The 23,552-nt window shown below is 73.0% G+C and carries 23 protein-coding genes; 15 read left to right on the top strand and 8 right to left on the bottom strand.

Annotated features, from left to right (window positions below):
• Positions 1 to 90: 90 nt before the first annotated feature.
• Entirely contained in the window at positions 91 to 600 is a 510-nt protein-coding gene (locus tag ABZZ17_RS13980) for a MarR family transcriptional regulator (protein ID WP_356875509.1), read from the bottom strand.
• 43 nt (positions 601 to 643) lie between these two features.
• Entirely contained in the window at positions 644 to 1,867 is a 1,224-nt protein-coding gene (locus ABZZ17_RS13985) for an MFS transporter (RefSeq protein ID WP_356875511.1), read from the bottom strand.
• Between the two features lie 129 nt (positions 1,868 to 1,996).
• Here ABZZ17_RS13985 and ABZZ17_RS13990 point away from each other — a divergent pair, with 129 nt between their 5' ends.
• Positions 1,997 to 2,989, top strand: coding sequence for a DUF5937 family protein (locus tag ABZZ17_RS13990; RefSeq protein WP_356875513.1), 993 nt, complete (start codon positions 1,997 to 1,999; stop codon positions 2,987 to 2,989).
• A 398-nt stretch (positions 2,990 to 3,387) separates the two neighbouring features.
• The gene (locus ABZZ17_RS13995; RefSeq protein WP_356875515.1) at positions 3,388 to 4,410 is read left to right on the top strand and encodes a glycoside hydrolase family 6 protein; all 1,023 of its coding nucleotides are present in this window, start codon (positions 3,388 to 3,390) and stop codon (positions 4,408 to 4,410) included.
• Positions 4,411 to 4,482: 72 nt separating this feature from the next.
• On the opposite strand, the gene ABZZ17_RS14000 is transcribed toward ABZZ17_RS13995, so the two are convergent.
• Positions 4,483 to 4,779, bottom strand: a complete 297-nt coding sequence (locus ABZZ17_RS14000; RefSeq protein ID WP_266573898.1) for an MTH1187 family thiamine-binding protein — start codon at positions 4,777 to 4,779, stop codon at positions 4,483 to 4,485.
• Positions 4,776 to 5,120, bottom strand: a complete 345-nt coding sequence (locus ABZZ17_RS14005) for a DUF3817 domain-containing protein (protein ID WP_356875518.1) — start codon at positions 5,118 to 5,120, stop codon at positions 4,776 to 4,778. Before ABZZ17_RS14005 ends, ABZZ17_RS14000 begins: the two co-directional genes overlap by 4 nt.
• Before the next feature lie 153 nt (positions 5,121 to 5,273).
• Here ABZZ17_RS14005 and ABZZ17_RS14010 point away from each other — a divergent pair, with 153 nt between their 5' ends.
• From ABZZ17_RS14010 to ABZZ17_RS14030, 5 genes are all read left to right on the top strand, one after another.
• Positions 5,274 to 5,912, top strand: a complete 639-nt coding sequence (locus tag ABZZ17_RS14010; RefSeq protein ID WP_356875520.1) for an AIM24 family protein — start codon at positions 5,274 to 5,276, stop codon at positions 5,910 to 5,912.
• A complete protein-coding gene (locus ABZZ17_RS14015) occupies positions 5,912 to 6,562 on the top strand; it encodes an AIM24 family protein (RefSeq protein ID WP_356875522.1) in 651 nt (216 codons plus the stop codon). The genes ABZZ17_RS14010 and ABZZ17_RS14015 overlap by 1 nt, the downstream gene beginning before the upstream one ends.
• 11 nt (positions 6,563 to 6,573) lie before the next feature.
• Positions 6,574 to 7,377, top strand: coding sequence for an AIM24 family protein (locus ABZZ17_RS14020; protein WP_356875730.1), 804 nt, complete (start codon positions 6,574 to 6,576; stop codon positions 7,375 to 7,377).
• Between the two features lie 67 nt (positions 7,378 to 7,444).
• Entirely contained in the window at positions 7,445 to 7,921 is a 477-nt protein-coding gene (locus ABZZ17_RS14025) for a MarR family transcriptional regulator (RefSeq protein ID WP_356875732.1), read from the top strand.
• Between the two features lie 123 nt (positions 7,922 to 8,044).
• A complete protein-coding gene (locus tag ABZZ17_RS14030) occupies positions 8,045 to 8,653 on the top strand; it encodes a PepSY domain-containing protein (RefSeq protein WP_356875524.1) in 609 nt (202 codons plus the stop codon).
• 69 nt (positions 8,654 to 8,722) lie between these two features.
• Here ABZZ17_RS14030 and meaB read toward each other — a convergent pair whose 3' ends face one another.
• Both meaB and ABZZ17_RS14040 read right to left on the bottom strand, forming a co-directional pair.
• The gene (gene meaB, locus ABZZ17_RS14035; protein WP_356875526.1) at positions 8,723 to 9,685 is read right to left on the bottom strand and encodes a methylmalonyl Co-A mutase-associated GTPase MeaB; all 963 of its coding nucleotides are present in this window, start codon (positions 9,683 to 9,685) and stop codon (positions 8,723 to 8,725) included.
• Between the two features lie 8 nt (positions 9,686 to 9,693).
• Positions 9,694 to 10,896, bottom strand: a complete 1,203-nt coding sequence (locus ABZZ17_RS14040) for an acetyl-CoA C-acetyltransferase (RefSeq protein ID WP_356875528.1) — start codon at positions 10,894 to 10,896, stop codon at positions 9,694 to 9,696.
• Between the two features lie 135 nt (positions 10,897 to 11,031).
• Between ABZZ17_RS14040 and mce the strand changes: the two genes are divergently transcribed.
• From mce to ABZZ17_RS14075, 7 genes are all read left to right on the top strand, one after another.
• Positions 11,032 to 11,460 (top strand): methylmalonyl-CoA epimerase, encoded by a 429-nt coding sequence (gene mce / locus ABZZ17_RS14045; protein WP_100862853.1) that lies wholly within the window; start codon positions 11,032 to 11,034, stop codon positions 11,458 to 11,460.
• Between the two features lie 181 nt (positions 11,461 to 11,641).
• Positions 11,642 to 16,177, top strand: a complete 4,536-nt coding sequence (gene scy / locus ABZZ17_RS14050) for a polarized growth protein Scy (RefSeq protein ID WP_356875530.1) — start codon at positions 11,642 to 11,644, stop codon at positions 16,175 to 16,177.
• Between the two features lie 195 nt (positions 16,178 to 16,372).
• Complete coding sequence (locus ABZZ17_RS14055) at positions 16,373 to 17,311, top strand: cellulose-binding protein (RefSeq protein WP_267032604.1); 939 nt, start codon at positions 16,373 to 16,375, stop codon at positions 17,309 to 17,311.
• A 113-nt stretch (positions 17,312 to 17,424) separates the two neighbouring features.
• Positions 17,425 to 18,429: an ABC transporter ATP-binding protein gene (locus ABZZ17_RS14060; protein WP_356875533.1), complete on the top strand. Its 1,005-nt coding sequence runs from the start codon at positions 17,425 to 17,427 to the stop codon at positions 18,427 to 18,429.
• A complete protein-coding gene (locus ABZZ17_RS14065) occupies positions 18,429 to 19,208 on the top strand; it encodes an ABC transporter permease subunit (RefSeq protein WP_356875734.1) in 780 nt (259 codons plus the stop codon). The genes ABZZ17_RS14060 and ABZZ17_RS14065 overlap by 1 nt, the downstream gene beginning before the upstream one ends.
• A gap of 179 nt (positions 19,209 to 19,387) precedes the next feature.
• Complete coding sequence (locus ABZZ17_RS14070) at positions 19,388 to 20,560, top strand: ABC transporter ATP-binding protein (RefSeq protein WP_356875535.1); 1,173 nt, start codon at positions 19,388 to 19,390, stop codon at positions 20,558 to 20,560.
• A complete protein-coding gene (locus ABZZ17_RS14075; protein ID WP_356875537.1) occupies positions 20,557 to 21,390 on the top strand; it encodes an ABC transporter permease in 834 nt (277 codons plus the stop codon). Before ABZZ17_RS14070 ends, ABZZ17_RS14075 begins: the two co-directional genes overlap by 4 nt.
• 12 nt (positions 21,391 to 21,402) lie before the next feature.
• On the opposite strand, the gene ABZZ17_RS14080 is transcribed toward ABZZ17_RS14075, so the two are convergent.
• Positions 21,403 to 21,729 carry an ATP/GTP-binding protein gene (locus tag ABZZ17_RS14080; RefSeq protein WP_356875539.1) on the bottom strand — a complete coding sequence of 109 codons (327 nt, stop codon included), beginning with the start codon at positions 21,727 to 21,729 and terminating at the stop codon, positions 21,403 to 21,405.
• A 245-nt stretch (positions 21,730 to 21,974) separates the two neighbouring features.
• Between ABZZ17_RS14080 and ABZZ17_RS14085 the strand changes: the two genes are divergently transcribed.
• Positions 21,975 to 23,018, top strand: a complete 1,044-nt coding sequence (locus ABZZ17_RS14085; protein ID WP_356875541.1) for an LLM class flavin-dependent oxidoreductase — start codon at positions 21,975 to 21,977, stop codon at positions 23,016 to 23,018.
• A 137-nt stretch (positions 23,019 to 23,155) separates the two neighbouring features.
• Here the strand turns inward: ABZZ17_RS14085 and ABZZ17_RS14090 are convergent, their stop codons facing one another.
• Entirely contained in the window at positions 23,156 to 23,548 is a 393-nt protein-coding gene (locus ABZZ17_RS14090; RefSeq protein ID WP_356875543.1) for an SCO5389 family protein, read from the bottom strand.
• Between the last annotated feature and the right edge of the window lie 4 nt (positions 23,549 to 23,552).

Raw genomic sequence — 23,552 nt, forward strand, 5'->3', positions numbered from 1 at the left:
GCCCGCGTACTGGACGTACTTGGCTTTCGCCCGGTGCGGCGAGAGCGCGTGCCAGGCGTCGCGGGGCAGACGGGAGTTTGACGACAGGCCCTAGTTCTCGTCGAAGTCGGCGGCGGCCACCCGCAGCGGGCGCAGCAGCGCGAAGATCTCCGCGCACTCCTCCGCGTCGTAGGCGCCGAGCCCGAACTCGATCTCCATCAGGTCCTTGGTGGCCGCCTCGACGACCTCGCGGCCCTTCTCCGTGATGGACGCGAGCGTGCCGCGGCCGTCCTGCGGGTTGGGGCGCTTGGCCACCAGCCCGGACCGCACCAGCCGGTCGACGGTGTTCGTCACCGAGGTCGGGTGGACCATCAGGCGCTCGCCGATCTTCGACATCGGCAGCTCGCCGGCCTGGGAGAACGTGAGGAGCACGAGGGCTTCGTACCGGGCGAAGGTCAGTCCGTACGGCTTCACGACCGCGTCGACCTCGCCGAGCAGGATCTGGTGCGCACGCATGATGGAGGTGATCGCGGCCATGGACGGCACCGGCCCCCAGCGCTGCTGCCAGAGCTCGTCGGCGCGGGCGATGGGGTCGAAGGGGAGACTGAGCGGCTTCGGCATCCACCAGACCCTACCGGGCGGTCATTTGACGTCCCTCCCCGTCTCACTCCTCGGCCGCGGACGCGGCCCGCAGACCGGCGAGGAGGAGCAGGACCACGGCCGCCGCGAGGACGGCGGCGCCGGTGACGACGGCGTGCACCGGGAAGAACTCGGCGGCGAGGCCCGCCAAGGCCATGCCGACGCCCTGGAAGGTCATCAGGCCCGTGCCGAGCAGGGTCATCGCGCGGCCGCGCAGCTCCTCGGGGACGGCGTCGACGAACATCCGGTCGAGGCCGAGGGTGTAGGCGTGGGCGAGTCCGGTGAGGAGCAGCGCCCCGAGGACGACGGGGGCGGCGGGCCGGACGGCGTACGCGAGCAGCGGCAGCGGGGCGAGGACGGCGAGGGGCGCCACGATCCGCGAACGCGTTCGGGCGGTGAGCGCGGAGCCGGCCCAGAGCTCGCCCGCGACGGTGCCGACGGGCAGCGCGCACATGAGGAGCCCGAGGGTGACGGTCCCGGCGCCGATGCCGTCGGCGTACGGGGTGAGCAGCGCCTCGGGCACGACGACGAAGGCGGGCGGCAGCCAGCAGAGCAGGGTGAGCGCCCGCAGCCGCCGGTCCCCGAACAGCGCCCGCAGCCCGCTGCCCGGGGACGCGGCCCGTCCCGCGGCGCGGGCGGGCCGGCTGCGGGTGCCGAGGCGCAGCAGCAGCGCGGAGGCCAGGAACCCGGCGGCGGTCAGGGCGATGGCCCCGCGCGGCGCGAGGACGGTGAGCAGCAGCCCGCCGAGGCCGAATCCGGCGAGCTGCGCGCTCTGGGAGACCATGCGCAGCAGGGAGCGGCCGAGGACGAAGGCCTCGCCGGGGCCGAGTACGTCGGCGAGGGAGGCACTGCGGACGCCCTGGAAGAGCGGGGCGACGAACGCCGTCGCGCAGCGCAGGGCGAGGAGGCCCGCCACGGGCGTGCCCGGCCAGACCATGGCCGCCGCGCAGGCGGCGCACAGCAGGTCGCAGCCGACGAGCAGCCGCCGGGCGGGGTACCGGTCGGCGAGCGGGGCGAGCAGGCTGCCGCCGAGGGCGTAGGGCAGGAAGCCGAGGGCGAAGGTGAGGGCGCTCATCAGGGGTGAGCCGGTGGCGCGGTAGACGAGGACGGTGAGGGCGATCTCGGCGACGACGACGCCGAGCAGGGACAGCAGGTGCGCGGCGAAGACCGTACGGAACTCCCGGACCCGGAAGACGGAGCGGTAGCCGACGGGTGGGGCGCTGCCCTTCGTGAGGGACGTGGATGTCATGGCGGCCACCTTGAGCCGGAACCTACGCTGGCCCGAAGCGATTCGTCCGGGAGCGAATCCGGGGGGCGGGGCGGGAGCCGGGCCCGGGAGCCGCGTCCCGGGTGCGGGAGAGGACGGCAAGGGGCGGTCATGGGGTACCACTTCCGGTTCGGGGCGGCGGACCTGCTCCGCTGCCGGTTCGCGATCTCTCCGCGCTGGGAGACGCAGGAGGCGGTGCGGGTCCTGATGCGGCCGGCCCGGCAGGCATACCACCTGCCCTGGCTGAGCCGGATCCGGAACGCCGCGGCCGGGCTGGACCTGCGGCCGCTGTGGCTGCTGATGCCGCGTGCGGGGCACCATCCGGACCTGCTGAGCCCGCCGCCGCTCGGCCCGTCGGTGACGTTCGAGGAGGAGCTCACCCGGGTCCGGGCGGCCGATCCGGAGGCGGCCCGGGAGGACCTGCGCCGCTCGCTGGTCTGCACCCCGGGCGCGCTGGAGAGCGACATCGGGCAGCGGATGATGGCCGATCCGGCGCGGGCGGTGCGGGAGCTCGCCGATCTGACGGAGCGGGCGTGGGAGGCGCTGGTCGCCCCGCACTGGCCGCGGCTGCGGGCCCTGCTGGAGGCGGACGTCCTGTTCCACTCGCGGCGGCTGGCGGCGGGCGGGCTGGAGGCCCTGTTCGACGGCCTGCACCCGGACCTGCGCTGGCACGGCGGGAGTTCGACCCTGACCATCGAGCGCCCCGGCCACCACGACCGCGAGGCGGGCGGCCAGGGGCTGCTGCTGATGCCGAGCGCGTTCGTGTGGCCCGAGGTGGTGGGCGGCTACGACCCGCCCTGGCAGCCGACCCTCGTGTACCCGGCGCGCGGGATCGGCGCCCTGTGGACGGCTCCGGCCGGGCCGGCCCCGCGCGCGCTGGCCGGGCTGCTGGGGCGCGGCCGCGCCGAAGTGCTGTGCGCCCTGCACGAGCCCGCCTCGACGACGGCCCTCGCCCGGCGGCTGGGCCTGGCCCCCTCGACGGTCTCGGCCCACCTGAAGGCCCTCAGCGCGGCGGGCCTCCTGATCCCCTCCCGCCACGGCCACCACGTCCTCTACGAACGCACCCCCCTGGCCATAGCACTGACGGCGGGCGGCACTCCCTGACCCCGGCCCCACCAGGCCACGGGCCGACCACGAAGCCCGACGCAGGGCGGGCACCTGGCCGGCCGCGGCTTCCGGCGCGGGCCGAACGCGGGTACCCGGCAGGGTCCGAAGGCGGGCCCGACGCCCGGCGCACGCGGGCAGGACGCGGGACACGGGACGCAGGACCGGAAGCGGACGCGGGCCGCCCACGAGGCCCGGCGCACGGCGCACGGCGCACGGGCCGGACGCGGGAAGCGTGCCGGACGGCCGGTCGGGTGGCGGACGGTGGGTCGTCACCGGGGCGGGTGCGCGGTGTCGTGCGGGGGATGACTGTCCGTTATGTCACGATGGCCCGGCCTGCCGGGCCCGCCGCGCGCACTCCCCCACGCGCCCCGCGCCCCCGTCCCCCGAGGAGCCGGATGTCCGCCGCCGCCAGACGCCGTTCCGTCGCCGCCCTCGGGCTCGCCCTGTTCCTCGCGGCCGCCTCCGCCTGTACCTCCGGCTCCGCCCCGGGCGCGTCCCGCGGATCCGGCGCGCCCGCCGCGCCCGGGTCGGCGTCCGAGTCCGCGTTCTGGGTCGATCCGCAGAGCGCCGCCGCCCGGCAGGTCGCCGCCTGGGAGGCGCAGGGACGCAACGGCGACGCCGAGGTGCTGCGCCGGATCGCCGACCGCCCGGCGGCCCTGTGGGTGCCGGGCGGTGAGCCGGGCCCGGAGATCCGCCGGGCCCGGGCGGGTGCGAAGGCGGCCGGCGGGCGGACCCTGGTGCTCGTCGCGCACAACCTCCCGCACCGCGGCTGCGGTCCGCACGCGACCGGCGGCGCCCCCGACGCCCGCGCGTACCGCGCCTGGATCGGCGCCTTCGCCGACGCCGTCGCCGGGGACAGGGCCCTCGTCATCCTGGAGCCGGAGGCCGTCCCGCACCTCATCGCCGGCTGCACCCCCGCCGCGCACCACGCCGAGCGCTACCGCCTGCTCTCCGAGGCCGTCGACCGGCTCAAGCGGAACAAGAACACCAAGGTCTACCTGGACGCCGGCAACCCGGCGTGGATCCCGCACCCGGCGGACCTCGTCGGGCCCCTCCTCAAGGCCGGTCTCGCCCGCGCCGACGGCTTCGCCCTGAACGTCTCCGGCTTCCAGCCCGACGTCCCGAGCCGCGCGTACGGCGCCCGGCTCTCCAAGGCCACCCGCGGCAAGCACTTCGTCATCGACACCGGCCGCAACGGCGAGGGCCCGCTCCCGGGCGACCGGCACCAGGCCTGGTGCAACCCGCCCGGCCGGGCCCTGGGCAGGCCGCCGGGCGACCGGACGGGCGACCCGCTCGTGGACGCGTACCTGTGGATCAAGCGGCCCGGCGAGTCCGACGGCACCTGCCGCGGCGGCCCGCACGCCGGCGAGTGGTGGCCGGACTACGCCCTCGGCCTGGCCCGCCGCGCCCGGCAGTGAACCGCGCGCAGACGCGCGAACGCCCCCGGCCGCTCGGCCGGGGGCGCTCCTCGACGTGAGGGGGTGGCGCGGTCAGCCCTCGGCGAGGTGCCGTTCCACCGTCTCCACCTTGGAGGTCATGCCGTCGCTGACGCCGGGCCGGATGTCGGCCTTGAGGATGAAGGAGACCCGGGGCGCCCGTGCCTCCACCGCGGCCACCGCGCGCCGGACCACGTCCATCACCTCGTCCCACTCGCCCTCGACGGTGGTGAACATCGCGTCGGTGCGGTTGGGCAGCCCGGACTCGCGCACGACGCGGACCGCGTCGGCGACGTACTCCCCGACCTCTTCGCCGACCCCCAGCGGGGTCACCGAGAACGCGACGATCATGCCTGGGCCGCCTGGCGGGCGCGGGCGGCCACGACGCTGTCGGCCTCGTCGCGCTTGAGCAGCTTGTCGCCGTACAGCCCGCCGAAGGGCAGCAGCGCGAGGACGAAGAACAGGGCGACCTTCTTCACGGGCCACTTCGCCTTGTTCCACACGTCGAGCAGGAACACCGCGTAGATCACGAACAGGATGCCGTGCAGGATGCCGAGCGGCATCATCAGGAAGTCGATGTCCGAGATCCGGCTCAGCAGCGAGCCGAAGATCAGCAGGGCCGGGAACGACAGGGCCTCCGGGACGGAGATGAGGCGCAGTCGGTGCAGGGCGGAAGCGGTCTTGATGTCCACGTGGAACCTTCGGGGCTGGCGGCCGGGGGTCCGTTCCAGTGTCTCAGCCGCTGCGGAGGATCTTCCCGCGGGTCCCCGGGCCGTGCCGGAGTGTGGCGTATATCGGCCACAGGGCCCTGTTCGCCCCCGCCCGCTGCGGATACCTTCTTTTCCGTGGCTCAGTTCCGACTCCAAGGCAGCAAGGTGCTCGCCGTCGACCTGACCGGTGACGCCGTGAAAGCGAAGAACGGCGCCATGGTCGCGTACGACGGCCAGATGGCCTTCAAGAAGATGACCGGCGGCGGCGAAGGCCTCCGCGGGATGGTGACGCGCCGGCTGACCGGCGAACAGATGACGGTGATGGAGGTGCAGGGGCACGGCACCTGCTACTTCGCGGACCGCGCGAGCGAGATCAACCTCGTCGACCTGCGCGGCGACAAGCTCTACGTCGAGTCCAGCAACCTGCTGTGCACCGACGCGGGCCTGCGCACCGGTACGACGTTCACGGGCCTGCGCGGCGCCTCGACGGGCAACGGGCTCTTCACCACGACCGTCGAGGGCTCCGGCCAGGCGGCGATCGTGTCCGACGGCCCGGCGGTGGTGCTGCGCGTCAGCGCCCAGTACCCGCTCTCGGTGGACCCGGGCGCGTACATCGCGCACACCGGGAACCTGCGGCAGTCCTTCCAGTCCGGGGTGAACTTCCGCACCCTGATCGGCGAGGGCTCCGGCGAGGCCTTCCAGATCCGCTTCGAGGGCGAGGGCCTGGTCTACGTGCAGCCCAGCGAGCGCAACACCATCGGGGGCGACGTCTGATGCCGTTCCGCGAGATCAACTCGAAGATGGTCGAGGCCCAGGTGGTCCCGGGCCAGAAGATGTACAGCCAGCGCGGCGCCATGCTGGCCTACCGCGGCGAGGTGTCCTTCACGCCCAGCCTGACCGGGGGTCAGGGCGGCGTGATGGGCATGATCGGACGCCGGGTAGCGAACGAGCAGACCCCGCTGATGACGGTCGAGGGCAGCGGCACCGTGATGTTCGGCCACGGCGGCCACCACATCCAGGTGATCAACCTGTCCGGCGAGACCCTGCACGTGGAGGCCGACCGGCTGCTCGCGTTCGACGGCACCCTCCAGCAGGGCACGATGTTCATGGGCTCGCAGGGCGGGGTCATGGGCATGGTGCGCGGCCAGGTGACCGGCCAGGGCCTGTTCACGACCACCCTGAAGGGCCACGGCGCGGTCGCCGTGATGGCCCACGGCGGGGTCATCGAGCTCCCCATCGCCCCGAACCGGCCGGTCCACGTCGACCCGCAGGCGTACGTGGCCCACCACGGGGACGTCAGGAACAAGCTCTCCACCGCGCTGGGCTGGCGGGACATGGTGGGGCGCGGCTCGGGCGAGGCGTTCCAGCTGGAGCTGTCCGGCCAGGGCGCGGTGTACGTACAGGCCTCGGAGGAGAAGCTGTGAACTTTGGTCCCGTGACCGGCGGACCGGGCGGCCCGACGGTCTTCGACCCGTACACCCTGCCCTCCGACGACAACGTGAACGCGTACACCTTCTGCGTGGAGCTCAAGGGCAGCCAGTGGTTCCTGCAGAAGGGCAAGATGATCTCGTACTACGGGAGCATCGAGTTCAACGGCATCGGCCACGGCCGTTTCGACCGGCTGCTGCGCACGAGCTTCCACTCGCCGCTGCACGCGAGCGACTGGGTGGTGGCCGAGGGGCAGGGCAAGATGCTGCTCGCCGACCGGGCCTTCGACGTGAACTCGTACGACCTGGAGAACGGCAACCTGACGATCCGCTCGGGGAACCTGCTGGCGTACCAGCCCACGCTCGCGCTGAAGCAGTCGATCGTGCCGGGGTTCCTGACCTTGATCGGAACCGGGAAGTTCGTGGCGGCGTCCAACGGACCGGTGGTGTTCATGGAACCGCCGCTGCGTGTGGATCCGCAGGCGCTGGTGGGGTGGGCCGACTGCCCCTCTCCGTGCCACCACTACGACCACGGCTACATGTCGGGCGTGATGGGCGGGATCCGCTCGCTGACGGGCCTCGGCGGCGCGTCGGGCGAGGAGCACCAGTTCGAGTTCGTGGGGGCGGGAACGGTGCTGTTGCAGTCCTCGGAGATGCTGATGGCGGAGCAGGCGGTCGGCACGGTCGGCGCCGGCGCGGCCACCGGCGGCGCTCAGGGCGTTCCGGGCGCCGGGCACGGTGCGCAGGGCCAGGTGGGCATGCCCCGTATGCCGGGACAGCTGGGTGATCTGCAGCGACGCTTCGGGCTGTGACCTTCCGCAGATCTTCCTATTTTTGTACGTAATTCAACTTCTTAGGTAGAGTTCATTCATGGAGACCATGGAGACCGAGACGGCCACCCGCTGGCTAACCGATGCCGAACAGTGCGCCTGGCGCACCCACCTGGACGTCAGCAGACTGCTGATGCACCAGCTGGAAAAGGATCTCCAGCCCTTCGGACTCACCAACAACGACTACGAGATCCTGGTGAACCTCTCGGAGTCGGACGCCCACCGGATGCGGATGAGCGACCTGGCCACCGCCACGCTCCAGTCGAAGAGCCGGCTGTCGCACCAGATCACCCGAATGGAGGCGGCCGGCCTGGTCCGCCGGGTGAACTGCGAGTCCGACCGCCGGGGCCTGTACGCGGTCCTGACGGACGAGGGCATGGAGACGATGCGCAAGGTCGCCCCGCACCACGTGGCGTCCGTGCGCGAGCACTTCATCGACCTGCTGTCCCCGGCCGCCCTCGCGGCCCTGCGCGAGTCGCTGGGCCCGGTCGCGGAACACCTGCGGGGCACCCGCGGCAAGATCTGAGCCGCGGGCGCGCCCCGGCGCGCCGTGCCCGGCGGACGGCCGGACAATGGGCGGTGTTCGCTCACCGCCGGCCGTCCGCCGAGCAGCCGTAAGCGCCTCGGCCGGCCCGAGGAGGTCCAGCCCATGAAGCGCAACCTGTACGTTTCCGCGGCCGCGTCCGTCGTCCTGATGGCGGGAGGTCCGGTGGCGGCCGCCTCGGCGGCGTCCGCCGACACGTCGAGATCCGTTCCCGCGTCCACCGCCGCCGCCCGCGCGGACGTCGACGCGGAAGGGGCCGCCGCGGCCGCCCTCAAGCACTTCCCGGGCGTCGTCGAGTCCCTCGACAAGGACGGCGCGATCTGGCACGTCAACGTGATCGGGAAGGACGGCGTCACCAACGCCGAGCTGGAGGTCTCCGCCACCGGCGCGGTCAAGGAACGCGACAAGGACCGGGACGACAACAGCTCCGAGAACGCGCGCCTGAGCGGGGCGAAGGTCACCGCCGCCGCGGCGGTCAAGGCCGCCCTCGCCGCGCACCCGGGCACGGTCCTGTCCGTCGACTGGGACGACGACAACAACGGGGCCGCCCCGCACTGGAACGTCGAGGTCAAGACCAAGGACGGCAAGACCGCGAACTTCGACGTGAACGCCACGAACGGCAAGGTCACGGCCTCGTCGGACGACGGCGACAACGACAACGACAGCGACGACGGCCAGGGCGACAACGACGGCGACGGCTACGGGAACAACTGAGGCCCCGCAGCACGGCCGCGGGGCGGGTGAGGGCGCCCGCACGGCACCCCCACCCGCCCCGCCGGCCGCTCAGCCCTCCGTGAGGCTGTCGAGGAGCGCGTCGGCGGCCGCGTACGGATCCAGCTCGCCCTCCGCCACCTTGCGGGCCAGCGCGTCGAGCCGGGCGTCACCGTGCAGGTCGGCCAGCCGGGCCCGCAGCGCGGTGATCGCGATCGTCTCGACCTCCCGGGCCGCCCGCGCGGCCCGGCGCTCGGCCAGCACCCCGCGCTCGTCCATCCACGCCCGGTGCTTCTCCAGGGCCTCGACGAGTTCGTCGATGCCCTGGCCGCGGGCCGCGACCGTCTTGACGATCGGCGGCCGCCAGTCGTCCCGGCCGCGGGCCTCGCCCAGGCCCAGCATGTGGTTCAGCTCCCGGGCCGTCGCGTCCGCGCCGTCCCGGTCGGCCTTGTTCACCACGTACACGTCGCCGATCTCCAGGATCCCGGCCTTCGCGGCCTGGATCCCGTCGCCCATGCCGGGCGCGAGCAGCACCACCGAGGTGTCGGCCTGCGAGGCGATCTCCACCTCCGACTGCCCGACCCCGACCGTCTCGACCAGGATCACCTCGCAGCCGGCCGCGTCCAGCACCCGGATCGCCTGCGGGGCGGCCCAGGCCAGGCCCCCCAGGTGCCCCCGGGTGGCCATGGAGCGGATGTACACGCCCGGGTCGGAGGCGTGGTCCGACATCCTGACCCGGTCGCCGAGCAGCGCCCCGCCCGAGAAGGGCGAGGACGGGTCCACGGCGAGCACCCCGACCCGCTTGCCGGCCTTGCGGTAGGCCGACACGAGGGCCGAGGTCGACGTCGACTTGCCGACGCCGGGCGAACCGGTCAGGCCGACCACGTACGCTCCGCCGGTCAGCGGGGCCAGGGCGGCCATGACCTCGCGCAGGTGCGGGGACGCCCCCTCGACCAGTGAGATCAGCCGGGCCACCGCCCGCGGCCGGCCCTCGCGGGCCTGTGCCACCAGCGTGGGGACGTCCACCGTCGTCATCCGGGCACCTACGCCTTCGGGACGCGGATCACGAGGGCGTCGCCCTGCCCGCCGCCGCCGCACAGCGCTGCGGCGCCGACACCGCCGCCGCGCCGCTTGAGCTCCAGCGCCAGGTGCAGCACCACGCGGGCGCCGGACATGCCGATCGGGTGCCCCAGGGCAATGGCGCCACCGTTGACGTTCACCTTTTCCGGGGTCACGCCGAGGTCCTTCATTGACTGCACGGCGACCGCCGCGAAGGCCTCGTTGATCTCGATCAGGTCCAGGTCGGCGACCTCCAGGCCCTCCTTCTTCAGGGCGTGGGCGATCGCGTTCGACGGCTGCGACTGGAGCGAGTTGTCCGGACCGGCCACGTTGCCGTGGGCGCCGATCTCGGCGATCCACTCCAGGCCGAGCTCCTCCGCCTTGGCCTTGCTCATCACGACCACGGCGGCGGCCCCGTCGCTGATCTGCGAGGAGGTGCCGGCGGTGATGGTGCCGTCCTTCGCGAACGCCGGGCGCAGCTTGCCGAGGGACTCCGCCGTGGTCTCGGGGCGGATGCCCTCGTCGGCGGAGAACAGCACCGGGTCGCCCTTGCGCTGCGGGATCTCGACCGGGGTGATCTCGGCCTCGAAGATCCCGTTCTTCTGCGCGGCGGCGGCGCGCTGGTGGGAGGCGGCCGCGAACTCGTCCTGCGGGGCCCGCTCGATGCCCAGGCGGGTGTTGTGCTTCTCGGTGGACTCGCCCATCGCGATGTTCTCGAAGGCGTCGGTGAGGCCGTCGTAGGCCATCGCGTCGAGCATCTCGATGGCGCCGTACTTGAAGCCCTCGCGGGACTTCGGCAGCAGGTGCGGGGCGTTGGTCATCGACTCCTGGCCGCCCGCGACCACGACGTCGAACTCACCGGCGCGGATGAGCTGGTCGGCGAGCGCGATGGCGTCGAGACCCGACAGGCAGACCTTGTTGATCGTCAGCGCCGGGACGTTCATGGGGATGCCCGCCTTGACGGCGGCCTGGCGGGCGGGGATCTGGCCCGCGCCGGCCTGGAGCACCTGGCCCATGATCACGTACTGGACCTGGTCACCGGAGATCCCGGCCCGTTCCAGCGCGGACTTGATGGCGAATCCGCCGAGGTCGGCGCCCGAGAAGGACTTCAGCGAGCCGAGCAGACGCCCCATGGGCGTGCGGGCCCCGGCGACGATCACTGAAGTGGTGTTGTTCGTTCCGGACATGAGGCACAGCCCCTTGGATGAGGAGTGAACGAGGGTTTACCTGAATGTACTGAGCAGTACCCGCGCAGTCACCCGGCAGTCGGTGTGATCGCTGGCACGTTGCGTAACCACCCTCCGCGGCGGTGCACTGGTCCCATGCTGACAAGGATCGACCACATCGGGATCGCCTGCTTCGACCTCGACAAGACCGTCGAGTTCTACCGCGCCACGTACGGATTCGAGGTGTTCCACACCGAGGTCAACGAGGAACAGGGCGTCCGCGAGGCCATGCTCAAGATCAACGAGACCTCCGACGGCGGGGCCTCCTACCTCCAGCTCCTGGAGCCCACCCGCGAGGACTCCGCGGTCGGCAAGTGGCTGGCCAAGAACGGCGAGGGCGTCCACCACATCGCCTTCGGCACCGCCGACGTCGACGGCGACGCCGAAGCCATCCGCGGCAAGGGCGTCCGCGTCCTCTACGACCAGCCCCGCATCGGCTCCATGGGCTCCCGGATCACCTTCCTCCACCCCAAGGACTGCCACGGAGTCCTCACCGAACTGGTCACCTCCAACCCGGAGCACTGATGCCCCGATTCCCCGGCCGGTAGAGTGGCCATGGCTCGGCCGGGGTTCGGTGCGGAGACGGGGTCGGGGCCTGTGACCCCTGCCCCGGTATCTGACACCATTCCCCGGGGGCGTCGTTCAGCGGGCGAGCGATGCTCATTTGGACATGAGCTTGCGACCAGGGGACGGATGGGACCGCGCTGTGCGGGGCTACGAAAGCCAGGAGAGCCATCAGGCCGAGGCCGATCACCTCTCGCGCTTCGAGGCCGAGATGGAGCGGCTGAAGAAGGAACGCGGGAAGGCCGTCCAGCACGCGGAAGACCTGGGCTACCAGGTCGAGGTGCTGCGCGCCAAGCTCCATGAGGTACGCCGCAATCTCGCGTCCCGCCCTGCCTACGACGGCGCGGACATGGGCTACCAGGCGGAGCAGCTGCTCCGCAATGCCCAGATCCAGGCCGACCAGATGCGCTCCGACGCCGAGCGCGAGCTGCGCGACGCCCGGGCGCAGACCCAGCGGATCCTCCAGGAACACGCCGAGCACCAGGCGCGCCTCCAGGCCGAGCTGCACTCCGAGGCCGTCAACCGCCGCCAGCGCCTGGACCAGGAGCTCAACGAGCGCCGCCAGACCGTCGAGGCGCACGTCAACGAGAACGTCGCCTGGGCCGAGCAGCTGCGCGCCCGTACGGAGTCCCAGGCCCGCCGGCTCATGGACGAGTCCCGCGCCGAGGCCGAGCAGGCGCTGAACGCCGCCCGCGCCGAGGCCGCCCGCACCGTCGAGGAGGCCCGCCGCCGGCTCGCCTCCGACGCCGAGGCCGCCCGCGGCGAGGCCGAGTCGACCCTGCTGCGCGCCCGCAAGGAGGCCGAGCGGCTGCTGGCCGCCGCCTCCGCACAGGCCCAGGAGGCCACCGAGCACGCGGAACGGCTCCGGAGCAGCACCACCGCCGAGGCCGAGCAGACCCGGCAGCAGACCATGGACCTCGGCCGGGTGGCCGAGGCCCGGGTGCAGGAGGCCGACGGGGCGCTGCGCACGGCCCGCGCGGAGGCGGAGACCCTCCTCGCCGACGCCAAGGAGAGCGCCGCCCGGCAGCTCGCCTCGGCCGAGTCCGTCAACGAGCAGCGCACCCGGACCGCCAAGGAGCAGGTCGCCCGGCTGGTCGGCGAGGCCACCAAGGAGGCCGAGGTCCTCAAGGCCGAGGCCGAGCAGGCACTGGCCGACGCCCGCGCCGAGGCGGAGCGGCTGCGCACCGAGGCCGGCGAGCAGGCCCGTACGGCCGCCGCCGAGGACACCGCGGCGCAGCTGGCGAAGGCCGCGCGCACCGCCGAGGACGTACTGAACAAGGCCTCGGAGGACGCCCGGGCCACCACCCGTGCCGCCTCCGAGGAGGCCGAACGGATCCGCCGCGAGGCGGAGTCCGAGGCCGACCGGCTGCGCCTCCAGGCGGCGGCCACGGCCGACGAGCTCAAGGGCGCCGCCAAGGACGACACCGAGGAGTACCGGGCCCGTACGGTCGAGCTCCAGGAAGAGGCCCGCCGGCTGCGCGGCGAGGCCGAGCAGCTGCGCGCGGAGGCCGTCGCCGAGGGCGAACGGATCCGCGGGGAGGCCCGCCGCGAGGCGGTCCAGCAGATCGAGGAGGCGGCCCGCACCGCCGAGGAACTCCTCGGCAAGGCCAAGTCGGACGCGGACGAACTGCGCGGCGGGGCCACCGCCGAGAGCGAGCGGGTCCGCGCCGAGGCCGTGGAGCGCGCCACCACCCTGCGCCGACAGGCCGAGGAGACCCTGGAGCGCACCCGCGCCGAGGCCGAGCGGCTGCGCGCCGAGGCCGAGGAGCAGGCCCAGGCCCTGGCCGCCGAGGCGGACGCGGCGGCCCGTGCCCGGCGCGAGGAGACCGAGCAGGCCATCGCCGCGAAGCGCGCGGAGGCGGACGAGGAGCTCGTCCGGCTCCACACGGACGCCGAGGCCCGCCTCACCGCGTCGGAGCAGACGCTGCGCGACGCCCGCGCCGCGGCGGAGAACATCCGCAAGGAGACCACCGAGGAGAACGACCGGCTGCGCGCCGAGTCGGCGGAGCGGATCCGCACCCTCCAGGCCCAGTCCCAGGCGGAGGCCGACCAGCTGCGCACGGACGCGGCGGAGGACGCCGGGCGGGTCCGCGCGGAGGCCGAGCAGGTCTCGGTACGGCTGCGCGGCGAGGCCGAGGCCGAGGCCGAGCGGGTGCGCGGCGAGGCGCAGGAGACCGCGGACCGGCTGCGCGCCGAGGCCAAGGCGGCCGCGGAGCGGGTCGCGGCGGAGGCCGCGGAGGCCCTGTCCGCCGCCCAGGAGGAGGCCGCCCGGCGGCGCCGGGAGGCCGAGGAGACCCTGTCGGCGGCCCGTACGGACGCCGGCAACGAGCGGGCCCAGGCCCGTGAGCAGAGCGAGGAACTCCTCGCGCAGGCCCGCAAGCGCTCCGAGGAGGCCACCGCCGAGGCGGTCTGGCTGACGGAGGAGGCCGAGCGGCGCGCGTCCGAGGTGGTCGCGGCGGCCGAGGCCACCGCCCAGCAGGTACGGGACTCCGTGGCCGGGCTGCACGAGCAGGCCGAGGAGGAGATCGCCGGGCTGCGCAGCGCCGCCGAGCACGCGGCGGAGCGTACGCGCACCGAGGCGGAGGAGGAGTCGGACCGGGTCCGCGCCGACGCCCGGGCGGAGCGCGAGCGCGCCGCCGAGGACGCGGCCCGCGTCCGCAGCGAGGCCCGCGTGGAGACGGACGCGGCGAAGGCCCTCGCGGAGCGCACGGTCGGCGACGCGATCGCCGAGGCGGAGCAGCTGCGCACGGACACCGCGGAGTACGCGCAGCGGGTGCGCACCGAGGCGACGGACGCCCTGGCGGCGTCGGAGCGCGACGCGGCACGCACCCGGGCGGACGCCCGGGACGACGCGAACCGGATCCGCGGCGAGGCGGCGGAGTCCCTGGAGGCGTCCCGCACCGAGAGCGCCCGGATCGTCGCCGAGGCGACCGCGGAGGCCGAGCGCCTCACCGAGGAGACCCTGGCGGCGAACGCCCTCACGGTCGGCGAGGCCACGGCGGAGGCCGAGCGGCTGACCGCGGAGGCGCTGGCCGCCGCGGAGGCGACCCGCGCCGAGGCGGCGAACACGCTGGACGAGGCCCGTACCGAGGCCGGCCGGCTGCGTACCGAGGCCGCCGAGCAGGCGGACCACCTCATCACCGGGGCGACGGCGGAGGCCGAGCGCCTCACCGAGGAGGTCCGCGCCGCCAACGAGGCCACGGTCGGCGAGGCCACCGCGAAGGCGGAGCGGCTCACCGCCCAGGCGGCCGAGACCCTGGCGGCGGCCGAGCGGGATTCGACGCGGATCCTGGTGGACGCCCGCGCCGAGGGCGACCGGCTGGTCGGGGAGACCCGCGCGGCCAACGAGGCCACCGTCGGCGAGGCCGCGGCCGAGGCCGAGCGGCTGCGCGCCGAGGCGGCGTCGGCCCTGGACGAGGCCCGCGCGGAGGGCGGCCGGATCATCGGCGAGGCCACCGCGGAGGCCGACCGCGTCACGGTCGCGGCGAACGAGACCCTGGCCGGCGCGGAGCGGGACGCCGAGCAGACGCTCGACGAGGCCCGTACCGAGGCGGGACGGCTCCGCACGGAGGCCGCCGAGCAGGCGGACCGGCTCATCACCGAGGCGGCGTCGGAGGCGGAGAAGCTCACGGAGCGGACCCGCAAGGACAACGAACGCACCGTCGGCGAGGCGCAGACCGAAGCGGAGCGGCTGCGCGCGGAGGCGGCGGAGGCGCTGTCCTCGGCGCAGGAGCACGCGACCCGTACCCGGGCGGAGGCCGAGCGGGTCAAGGCGGAGGCCGCGGCCGCGGCCGAGCGCACCCGCGCGGAGGCCCGTACGGAGTCCGAGCGGCTGCTGGACGAGGCCCGGGAGGCGGCCAACAAGCGGCGCAGCGAGGCCGCGGAGCAGGTCGACCGGCTCATCACGGAGGCCTCGGCGGAGGCGGAGAAGCTCACCTCCGACGCCGGCCGGCAGGCCCTGGCCGCCACCACGGCGGCCGAGGAGCAGGCGGACGCGATGGTCGACGCGGCGCGCAAGGAGGCGGCGCGGATCACCTCGGAGGCGACCGTCGAGGGCAACTCCACGGTGGAGAAGGCCCGTACGGACGCGAACGAGCTGCTGGTGGGGGCGCGTACGGACGCCGCCGCCATAAGGGAGCGGGCGGAGGAGCTGCGCTCCCGGGTCGAGTCCGAGGTCGAGGAACTGCACGAGCGGGCCCGCCGGGAGTCGGCGGAGCAGATGAAGTCGGCCGGCGAGCGCGTCGACAAGCTGGTGCGGGCGGCGACCGAGCAGAGCGTCGAGGCCGAGGCGAAGGCCAAGGCCATGGTGTCGGACGCGAGCAGCGAGGCCGGCAAGGTCCGGATCGCGGCGGTGCGCAAGGCGGAGGCGCTGCTCAAGGAGGCCGAGACGAAGAAGGCCGAGCTCACGCGGGAGGCCGAGAAGACCCTCGCCGAGGCGCGTGCGGAGGCGGAGCGGCTGGTCGAGGAGGGCCGCCGCGAGCTGGAGGTCCTGGTGCGCAGGCGCGAGGACATTCAGGCGGAGATCTCCCGTGTCCAGGACGTTCTTGAGGCGTTGGAATCATTCGAGGCGCCTTCGGGTGGCGGAAAGCCCCTGATCGGCGGCCAGGGCGCGGGGGGCGTGAAGGCCGGCGCAACAGCGGGTTCCACTCGTTCGGGTGGTAAGGCGTCAGAGGGCTAGTCGGAACGTATGGATGTGTGCTTCTGATGAAGGTTCAGGCGGACGAGTGACAAGCATTCTGCCGCCTTGCCACTCAAAAGGGGTGTCATTGTCCAGGGCAAACGCGGATTGACTCGATGACACGCCGCCCGGGCGCCTAGGATTCCCCTTAACACCTCACGTAGCACCTCATCGGTCTCATTCGACAGGAACCCCATGAGCGACACTTCCTCCCCCTTCGGCTTCGAGCTCGTGCGGCGTGGTTACGACCGCGGTCAGGTGGACGACCGCATTACCAAGCTGGTCTCCGACCGCGACAGCGCACTGGGACGTATCAACTCTCTGGAAAAGCGGATCGAGGAGCTGCACCTCGAGACGCAGAACGCCCAGGCCCAGGTGAGCGACGCCGAGCCGTCGTACGCCGGCCTCGGCGCCCGGGTCGAGAAGATCCTGCGGCTGGCCGAGGAGGAGGCGAAGGACCTGCGCGAGGAGGCCCGTCGCGCGGCGGAGCAGCACCGGGAGCTGGCCGAGTCGGCGGCCCAGCAGGTGCGCAACGACGCCGAGTCCTTCGCGGCGGACCGCAAGTCGAAGGCGGAGGACGAGGGCGTCCGCATCGTCGAGAAGGCCAAGGGCGACGCCTCCACCCTGCGTGCGGAGGCGCAGAAGGACGCGGCCTCCAAGCGCGAGGAGGCCGACGCGCTGTTCGAGGAGACCCGCGCCAAGGCCGCCCAGGCCGCCGCGGACTTCGAGACCAACCTGGCCAAGCGCCGCGAGCAGTCGGAGCGCGACCTGGCTTCGCGTCAGCAGAAGGCCGAAAAGCGTCTGGCGGAGATCGAGCACCGCGCGGAGCAGCTGCGCCTGGAAGCCGAGAAGCTCCGTACGGACGCCGAACGCCGGGCCCGCCAGACCGTGGAGACCGCGCAGCGCCAGGCCGAGGACATCGTCGCCGACGCCAACGCCAAGGCCGACCGGATCCGCAGCGAGTCCGAGCGCGAGCTGGCGGCGCTCACCAACCGCCGTGACTCCATCAACGCGCAGCTGACCAACGTCCGCGAGATGCTGGCGACGCTGACGGGAGCGGCCGTCGCGGCCGCGGGTTCCCCGATCGACGACGAGCCGGTGACCCGTGGTGTCCCGGCCCAGCAGAGCCGGTAGGGCGGTCCGCCGAAGGGCGCCTGGTACTCGCTGGTAGCGAAAGTATGATTCCGTGGGCCGTGCGTCACCCTTTCGAGGTGGCGCACGGCCCTTCGGCGTTCTAGCGTGTCGGCATGATCGAGCTCGAGGGCCTTACCAAACGATTCGGCGCGAAGACCGCCGTGGACCACCTCAGCTTCCAGGTCAAACCGGGGGTGGTGACCGGCTTCCTCGGCCCCAACGGGGCCGGGAAGTCCACGACCATGCGCATGATGCTCGACCTCGACAACCCGACCAGCGGGACGGTCAGGATCGACGGCAAGCACTACCGGGACCTGCCGGAGCCGCTGAAGTACATCGGAGCGCTGCTGGACGCGAAAGCCATGAACGGCGCGCGCAGCGCGTACAACAACCTTCTCTGCCTCGCCCAGTCGAACCGGATCCCGGAGAGCCGGGTGGCCGAGGTGCTGGACCTGGTCGGACTGACGGCCGTGGCCAAGAAGAAGTCGAAAGGATTTTCGCTCGGGATGGGGCAGAGGCTGGGAATCGCCTCCGCACTGCTCGGGGATCCGGAGATCCTCATGTTCGACGAACCCGTCAATGGTCTGGACCCGGAGGGAATTCTCTGGATCCGCAATCTCATGAAGGGTCTGGCCGCCGAAGGCCGGACGATCTTCGTCTCCTCTCACCTGATGAGCGAAATGGCCCTGACCGCAGACCATTTGGTGGTCATCGGGCAGGGAAAGCTGCTCGCCGACTTGTCGATGGCCGATTTCATCCAGCAGAACTCGCGGAGTTTCGTACGGCTGCGCTCTCCGCAGCAGGAACGGCTCAAGGACGTCCTGCACGAGGCCGGGATCACCGCGGTCAGCGTGCCGGCCACCGGCGCGCTGGAGATCGACGGCGTGGGGCCGGAGCGGCTCGGCGAACTGGCCGCCCAGCACCAGATCGTGCTGCACGAACTCAGCCCGCAACGGGCTTCACTGGAGGAAGCGTTCATGCGCATGACGGCGGACTCCGTCGAGTACCACGCCCACGCTCCGGGGGTGCCCGGTCCGCCGGCCGGCCACGCCGTGGGCCCGGCGGACGCCCCCGCCTGGGGCGCCGGCTACGACGCGATGCGCAAGGACGGCGAGTGATCATGGCTTTCTCCGCAGTCCTCCGCTCCGAGTGGACCAAGATCCGTACGGTCGCCTCCACCACGTGGACCCTGGCCTCCGCGCTCGTCGTCACGGTGGGCATCAGCGCCGCGCTGTGCGCGCTGTTCAACTCCACCTTCGACGACATGCCGAAGGAACAGCAGATCACCTTCGACCCCACCCTCGCGAGCTTCGCGGGCATGACCCTCGGGCAGCTCGCGATGATCGTGTTCGGCGTCCTGGTGGTCGGCAGCGAGTACAGCTCGGGCATGATCCGCACCTCGCTGGCCGCCGTGCCGGGCCGGGCGGGCTTCCTGTTCGGCAAGCTCACCGTCGCGACGGCGCTCGCGCTGGTCGTGGGCCTGCTGACCAGCTTCCTCTCGTTCTTCCTGGGCCAGGCCATCCTGGGCGACCGCAGCATCGGCATCGGCGAGGACAACGTCCTGCGGGCGGTGATCGGCGCCGGCCTCTACATGGCGCTGATCGCGCTCTTCTCGATGGGCGTGACCACGATCCTGCGCAGCCAGATGCTGGCGCTCGGCATCCTGATGCCGTTCTTCTTCCTGGTCTCGACCATCCTCGGGGCCGTCGAGACCACCCGGAAGGTGGCCCAGTACTTCCCGGACCAGGCCGGCTCCAAGATCATGCAGGTCGTGCCGGGCGCCATGGACAGCGCCGAAACGCCGTACGGCCCGTGGGGCGGCCTCGGGATCATGCTCCTGTGGGTGCTGGCAGCGGTACTCGGCGGCTACCTGGTGCTGAAGAAGCGCGACGCGTGACGGAGGGGTGAGACGGGGCGTCCGTCGCAGGACGGACGCCCCAGGTACTACGGGTCATCCCCGGGTCGGATCTCAGGGGCAGCTCAGGGATCCGGCCCGGGTGGGAACCGACGTACGCTCGATATCCTCTTAAGGGTTATACGGACGAGAGCCTTCCGGGCCTGGCAAGGGGCAGCACGATGATCGAGGCAGTCGGCCTGACCAAGCGCTTCGGCGCGAAGACCGCCGTCGACCAGCTGTCCTTCCAGGTCAGGCCGGGTCACGTCACCGGTTTCCTGGGGCCCAACGGCTCCGGGAAGTCCACCACCATGCGCATGATCGTCGGTCTCGACCGGCCCACCTCGGGCCACGTCACGATCAACGGCATGCCCTTCCGGCAGCTGCCGAACGCCCAGCGGCACGTCGGCGCCCTCCTCGACGCCAAGGCCGTGCACGGCGGCCGCAAGGCCCGCACCCACCTGCTGTCCGTCGCCCAGCTCTCCGGGATCCCCGAGAAGCGGGTCGACGAGGTACTGGGCGTGGTCGGCCTCCAGGACGTGGCCCGGCAGCGCACCAAGGGCTTCTCCCTCGGCATGGGCCAGCGGCTCGGCATCGCGACCGCCCTCCTGGGCGACCCCCAGGTGCTGCTCTTCGACGAGCCGGTCAACGGCCTCGACCCCGAGGGCATCCTCTGGGTCCGCAACCTGATGCGGCAGCTCGCCGCGGAGGGCCGCACCGTCTTCGTCTCCTCGCACCTCATGAGCGAGATGGCGCTGACCGCCGACCACCTGATCGTGATCGGCCGGGGCCGGCTGCTGGCCGACATGAGCACCCAGGACTTCATCACGCACAACTCGGCCGGATTCGCACGGGTCCGTCCCGCCGGGGACCGGCCCGACGGCCGCGTCGTCCTCGCCGCCGCCCTCGCCAAGGCGGGCGGCCGGGTCCTCCAGGAGAACGGCGGGACCCTGCGGGTCACCGGCCTGGACCTCCCCCGCATCAGCGACCTCGCCCACGAGGCCGGGGTACGGCTGTGGGAGCTGTCCCCGCACCGGGCCTCGCTGGAGGAGGCCTACATGCGGATGACCCAGTCCTCGCTGGAGTACACCTCCACCGACGACCCCCGCGCCGAGCTGTGGGAGCCCGAACCGCTGACCGTCCCGGACTGGGAGGAGGAGGCGGCCCCCGAGGTCCCGACGGAGACCGCGGCGAGCTTCTTCGCTCCCCCGCCGCCCGCGGCGGGCGCCCGGCCCTTCCTGATGCCCGGCAGCGCCGCCGACCTCGCCCCCGCCGCACGGCGGACCGGGACGGACCCCGCCGGGAACACCGAGCAGACCGCGAGCACCGAGAGCACCTCCGAGGACCCCAGATGACCGGCCGCCCCGCACCGACCGCGACCTACACCTCGCCGATGCCCACGCCGCGGCCGCACCTGGGCCACGCGCTGGCCTCGGAGTGGACCAAGCTGACCTCCGTGCGCTCCACGCTGTGGACGCTCGGCTCGCTGGTGGCCCTGGTGGTCGGCGTCGGCCTGCTGGCCATCGTCCAGACCCGGTCCGCGGACTACATGACGATCCCGTACACGGGGCCGGCGCTCTTCGGCCTGATGGTCGGCCAGGTCGCCGTGATCGTGCTCGGCGTGCTGACGATCACCTCCGAGTACGGCACCGGACTGGTCCGCACCACCTTCACCGCCGCCCCCGAACGGCTGCGGGTGCTGACCGCGAAGTACCTCGTCTTCGGCGCCGTGTCCTTCGGCGTCACCGTCGGCTCGGTGGCCGTGGTCGGCTTCTCCGCCGCCCTCCTGCACAACGGGCAGGCCGCCGGACCCCACTACGCCGCGGAGTGGGCGGGCGCACTGGCCGGCTGTTTCTACGTCATGCTGCTGGGCGTGCTGTCCCTGGCCGTCGGGGCCCTGGTGCGGCACTCCGCGGGCGGCATCGCCGTCATGCTGGGCGTGGTCACCCTGCCGCCCGTGCTCGGCACGATACTGAGCGTCTGGCCCGCCACCGAGGCCATCGGCCGGGCCGTCACCCGCTTCAACGCACCCGTCGCGCTCGTCCAGCTCTTCGGGGTGGCGGACGACGCGACCGTGGAGGGCTCGGCGATGCCCGGCGACTGGGCGCAGCTGCTGCTGCTCGTCACGGTGACGGCGATCGCCGTGGCCGCCTCGTACGTCGTGGTGCGGCGCCGGGACGTCTGACACCGCGTCCCGTCAGTACTTGGGGGCGTTCCGGGACCGCTGCACCTTGGAGGTGCGGCGGTCCTTCGCGTTCCAGCAGGCCTTGTGCCAGTGCCGCCGGTCGTCCACCCCGCCGTACTCGGGCCAGGCCACGAGGTGCGGGGTGCCCGAGGGGATCTCCTGGTCGCAGCCGGGGCAGCGGTAGCGCTTCCCCGCCGCGCGGGCGCCCGCGACGTGCCGGACCTTCCACTCCTCGCCCTGGTACTCCTCGGTCCGCTCCAGCCCGTACCGGTCGAGGCCGGTGTGGGGTCGTTCGTCCGGAGTCTCGCCGCCCCTGGGGCGGTTGTGGCGCGGTGACACGTATACCTCACGAAAGGGCGGGCGGCAGTGACTTTCTCCCAGACTACGCGCAGCGAGCCGGGGTACCCGCAGGGTGTCCGAGGAAGGCCGACCGGCATCGGCGGACCGACCCGACAATCTCAATAACTTTCCCGTCAGGCCGTGCCTTTGGCACGTGTCAGACGTTGTTGCCAGCAGACGTTGATGCCATCAACGAGTCGGTCCGCCTGGGGGAGGCCGCGTCAGCCGCGAGGAGGATGAGGGCGATGCGCGTAGGAGCGTTCGTACTGGGGGCCCAGTTCCCGGGTCAGGGGCAGGGGGAGGCGCTGCACCGGGCGGTGCGGACCGCCGAGGTCGCCGAGGAGGCCGGGCTGGACTCGGTCTGGCTGGCCGAGCACCATTTCGTGCCGTACGGCGTGTGCCCGTCGGCGGTGACCCTGGCGGCGCTGCTGCTGGGGCGGACCCGGCGGCTGCGGGTGGGGACGGCGGTGAGCGTGCTGCCGAGCACGCATCCGGTGGCCCTCGGGGAGCAGGCCGCCCTGCTGCACGTCACCTCGGGGGGCCGGTTCACCCTCGGGGTGGGCCGGGGCGGGCCGTGGGTGGACCTGGAGGTGTTCGGGGGCGGCCTGGAGGCGTACGAGAACGGCTTCCCGGAGGACCTCGACCTGCTGCGGCGGTGGCTGTCCGAGCCGCGCGTGGGGGCGGCCGGCGAGCGGCACGCCTTCCGCGAGGTGGCCGTCGTACCGCGTCCGGACGAGGCGCTGGACGGGGACGGGAGTGGGCCGGAAGTGATCGTCGCCTGCACCTCCCCGGCGTCGGTGCGCACGGCCGCGGAGCGCGGACTGCCGATGCTGCTGGGCATGCACTGCGGCGACGAGGACAAGGCGGCGATGGTCGCGCTGTGGCGGCGGACCGCGCTGGCGGCGGGGCACGCGCCGGAGGCGGTACGGGCCGCCGGGCACGTCTCGGCGGGGGTCGTCCAGCTCGCGGACCGTACGGCGGACGCCCGCGAGACCCTGGTGAAGGCGATGCCGGGATGGTTGCGCCAGGGCCTGGACGCGCACGTCACGGTCGACGGCCGGCAGCGCGCGATGCGGGACCCCGTCGCGTACACGGAGCTGCTCTGCGAGCTGCATCCCGTCGGCACCCCGCGGCTGGCGGCGGACCGGCTGGCCGCGACCTCGGAGCGGACCGGGATCACGCGTTTCGCCCTGCTGACGGAGGGTTCCGGCGACCTCGCCGCCACGGAGGAGAACGTACGGCGGCTCGGCGCCGAGGTACTGCCGCGGCTGGAGGCCGCCGGAGCCTGAGGCACCGGGGCACCGGTCAGAGGCACCCGTCAGAGGCACCGGTCAGGGACACCTGCCCGGGTACCGCAAGGGCCGGGTCCGGGCTGCCGCTCCGGTGTCAGTCGCACCTCCCGCGACACGGAGCGGCAGCGAAGTACCTAGCAGTCCCGCAGCTCCGGAGACTGGTTGAGCAGCTGGCCGCGGATCGAGGTGAACCGGGCGTGCCTCTCATCCGACGAGGAATCCAGCGGGAACACCGCCACACGGTGACAGTTCTGGAATGCCAGGCGCACCCCGAAGTGCCGCTGCAGCGCACCACGTATCGCGTCACTCGCCAGCGCGCGCAGCAGCTGCCCGCGCGCCTGCTCGTCCGGCGGCGGCGTCTGGTTGTCGGCGAACTCTCCGCCCTCAACCTCCAGCTGGGCCGTCAACGAGCTGATCATCTCCCATGCGTAAGGCAGGGAGGTCCGGACGCAGTCGACGAAGGCGGCTTCGTCGACCTCGCCTCGCTCGGCCTGTTCGAGTAGGGCCGGTGAGACGTCGAGCGACATGGGT

It is taken from the genome of Streptomyces sp. NPDC006512, assembly GCF_040611935.1.
Taxonomy (GTDB): Bacteria; Actinomycetota; Actinomycetes; order Streptomycetales; family Streptomycetaceae; genus Streptomyces.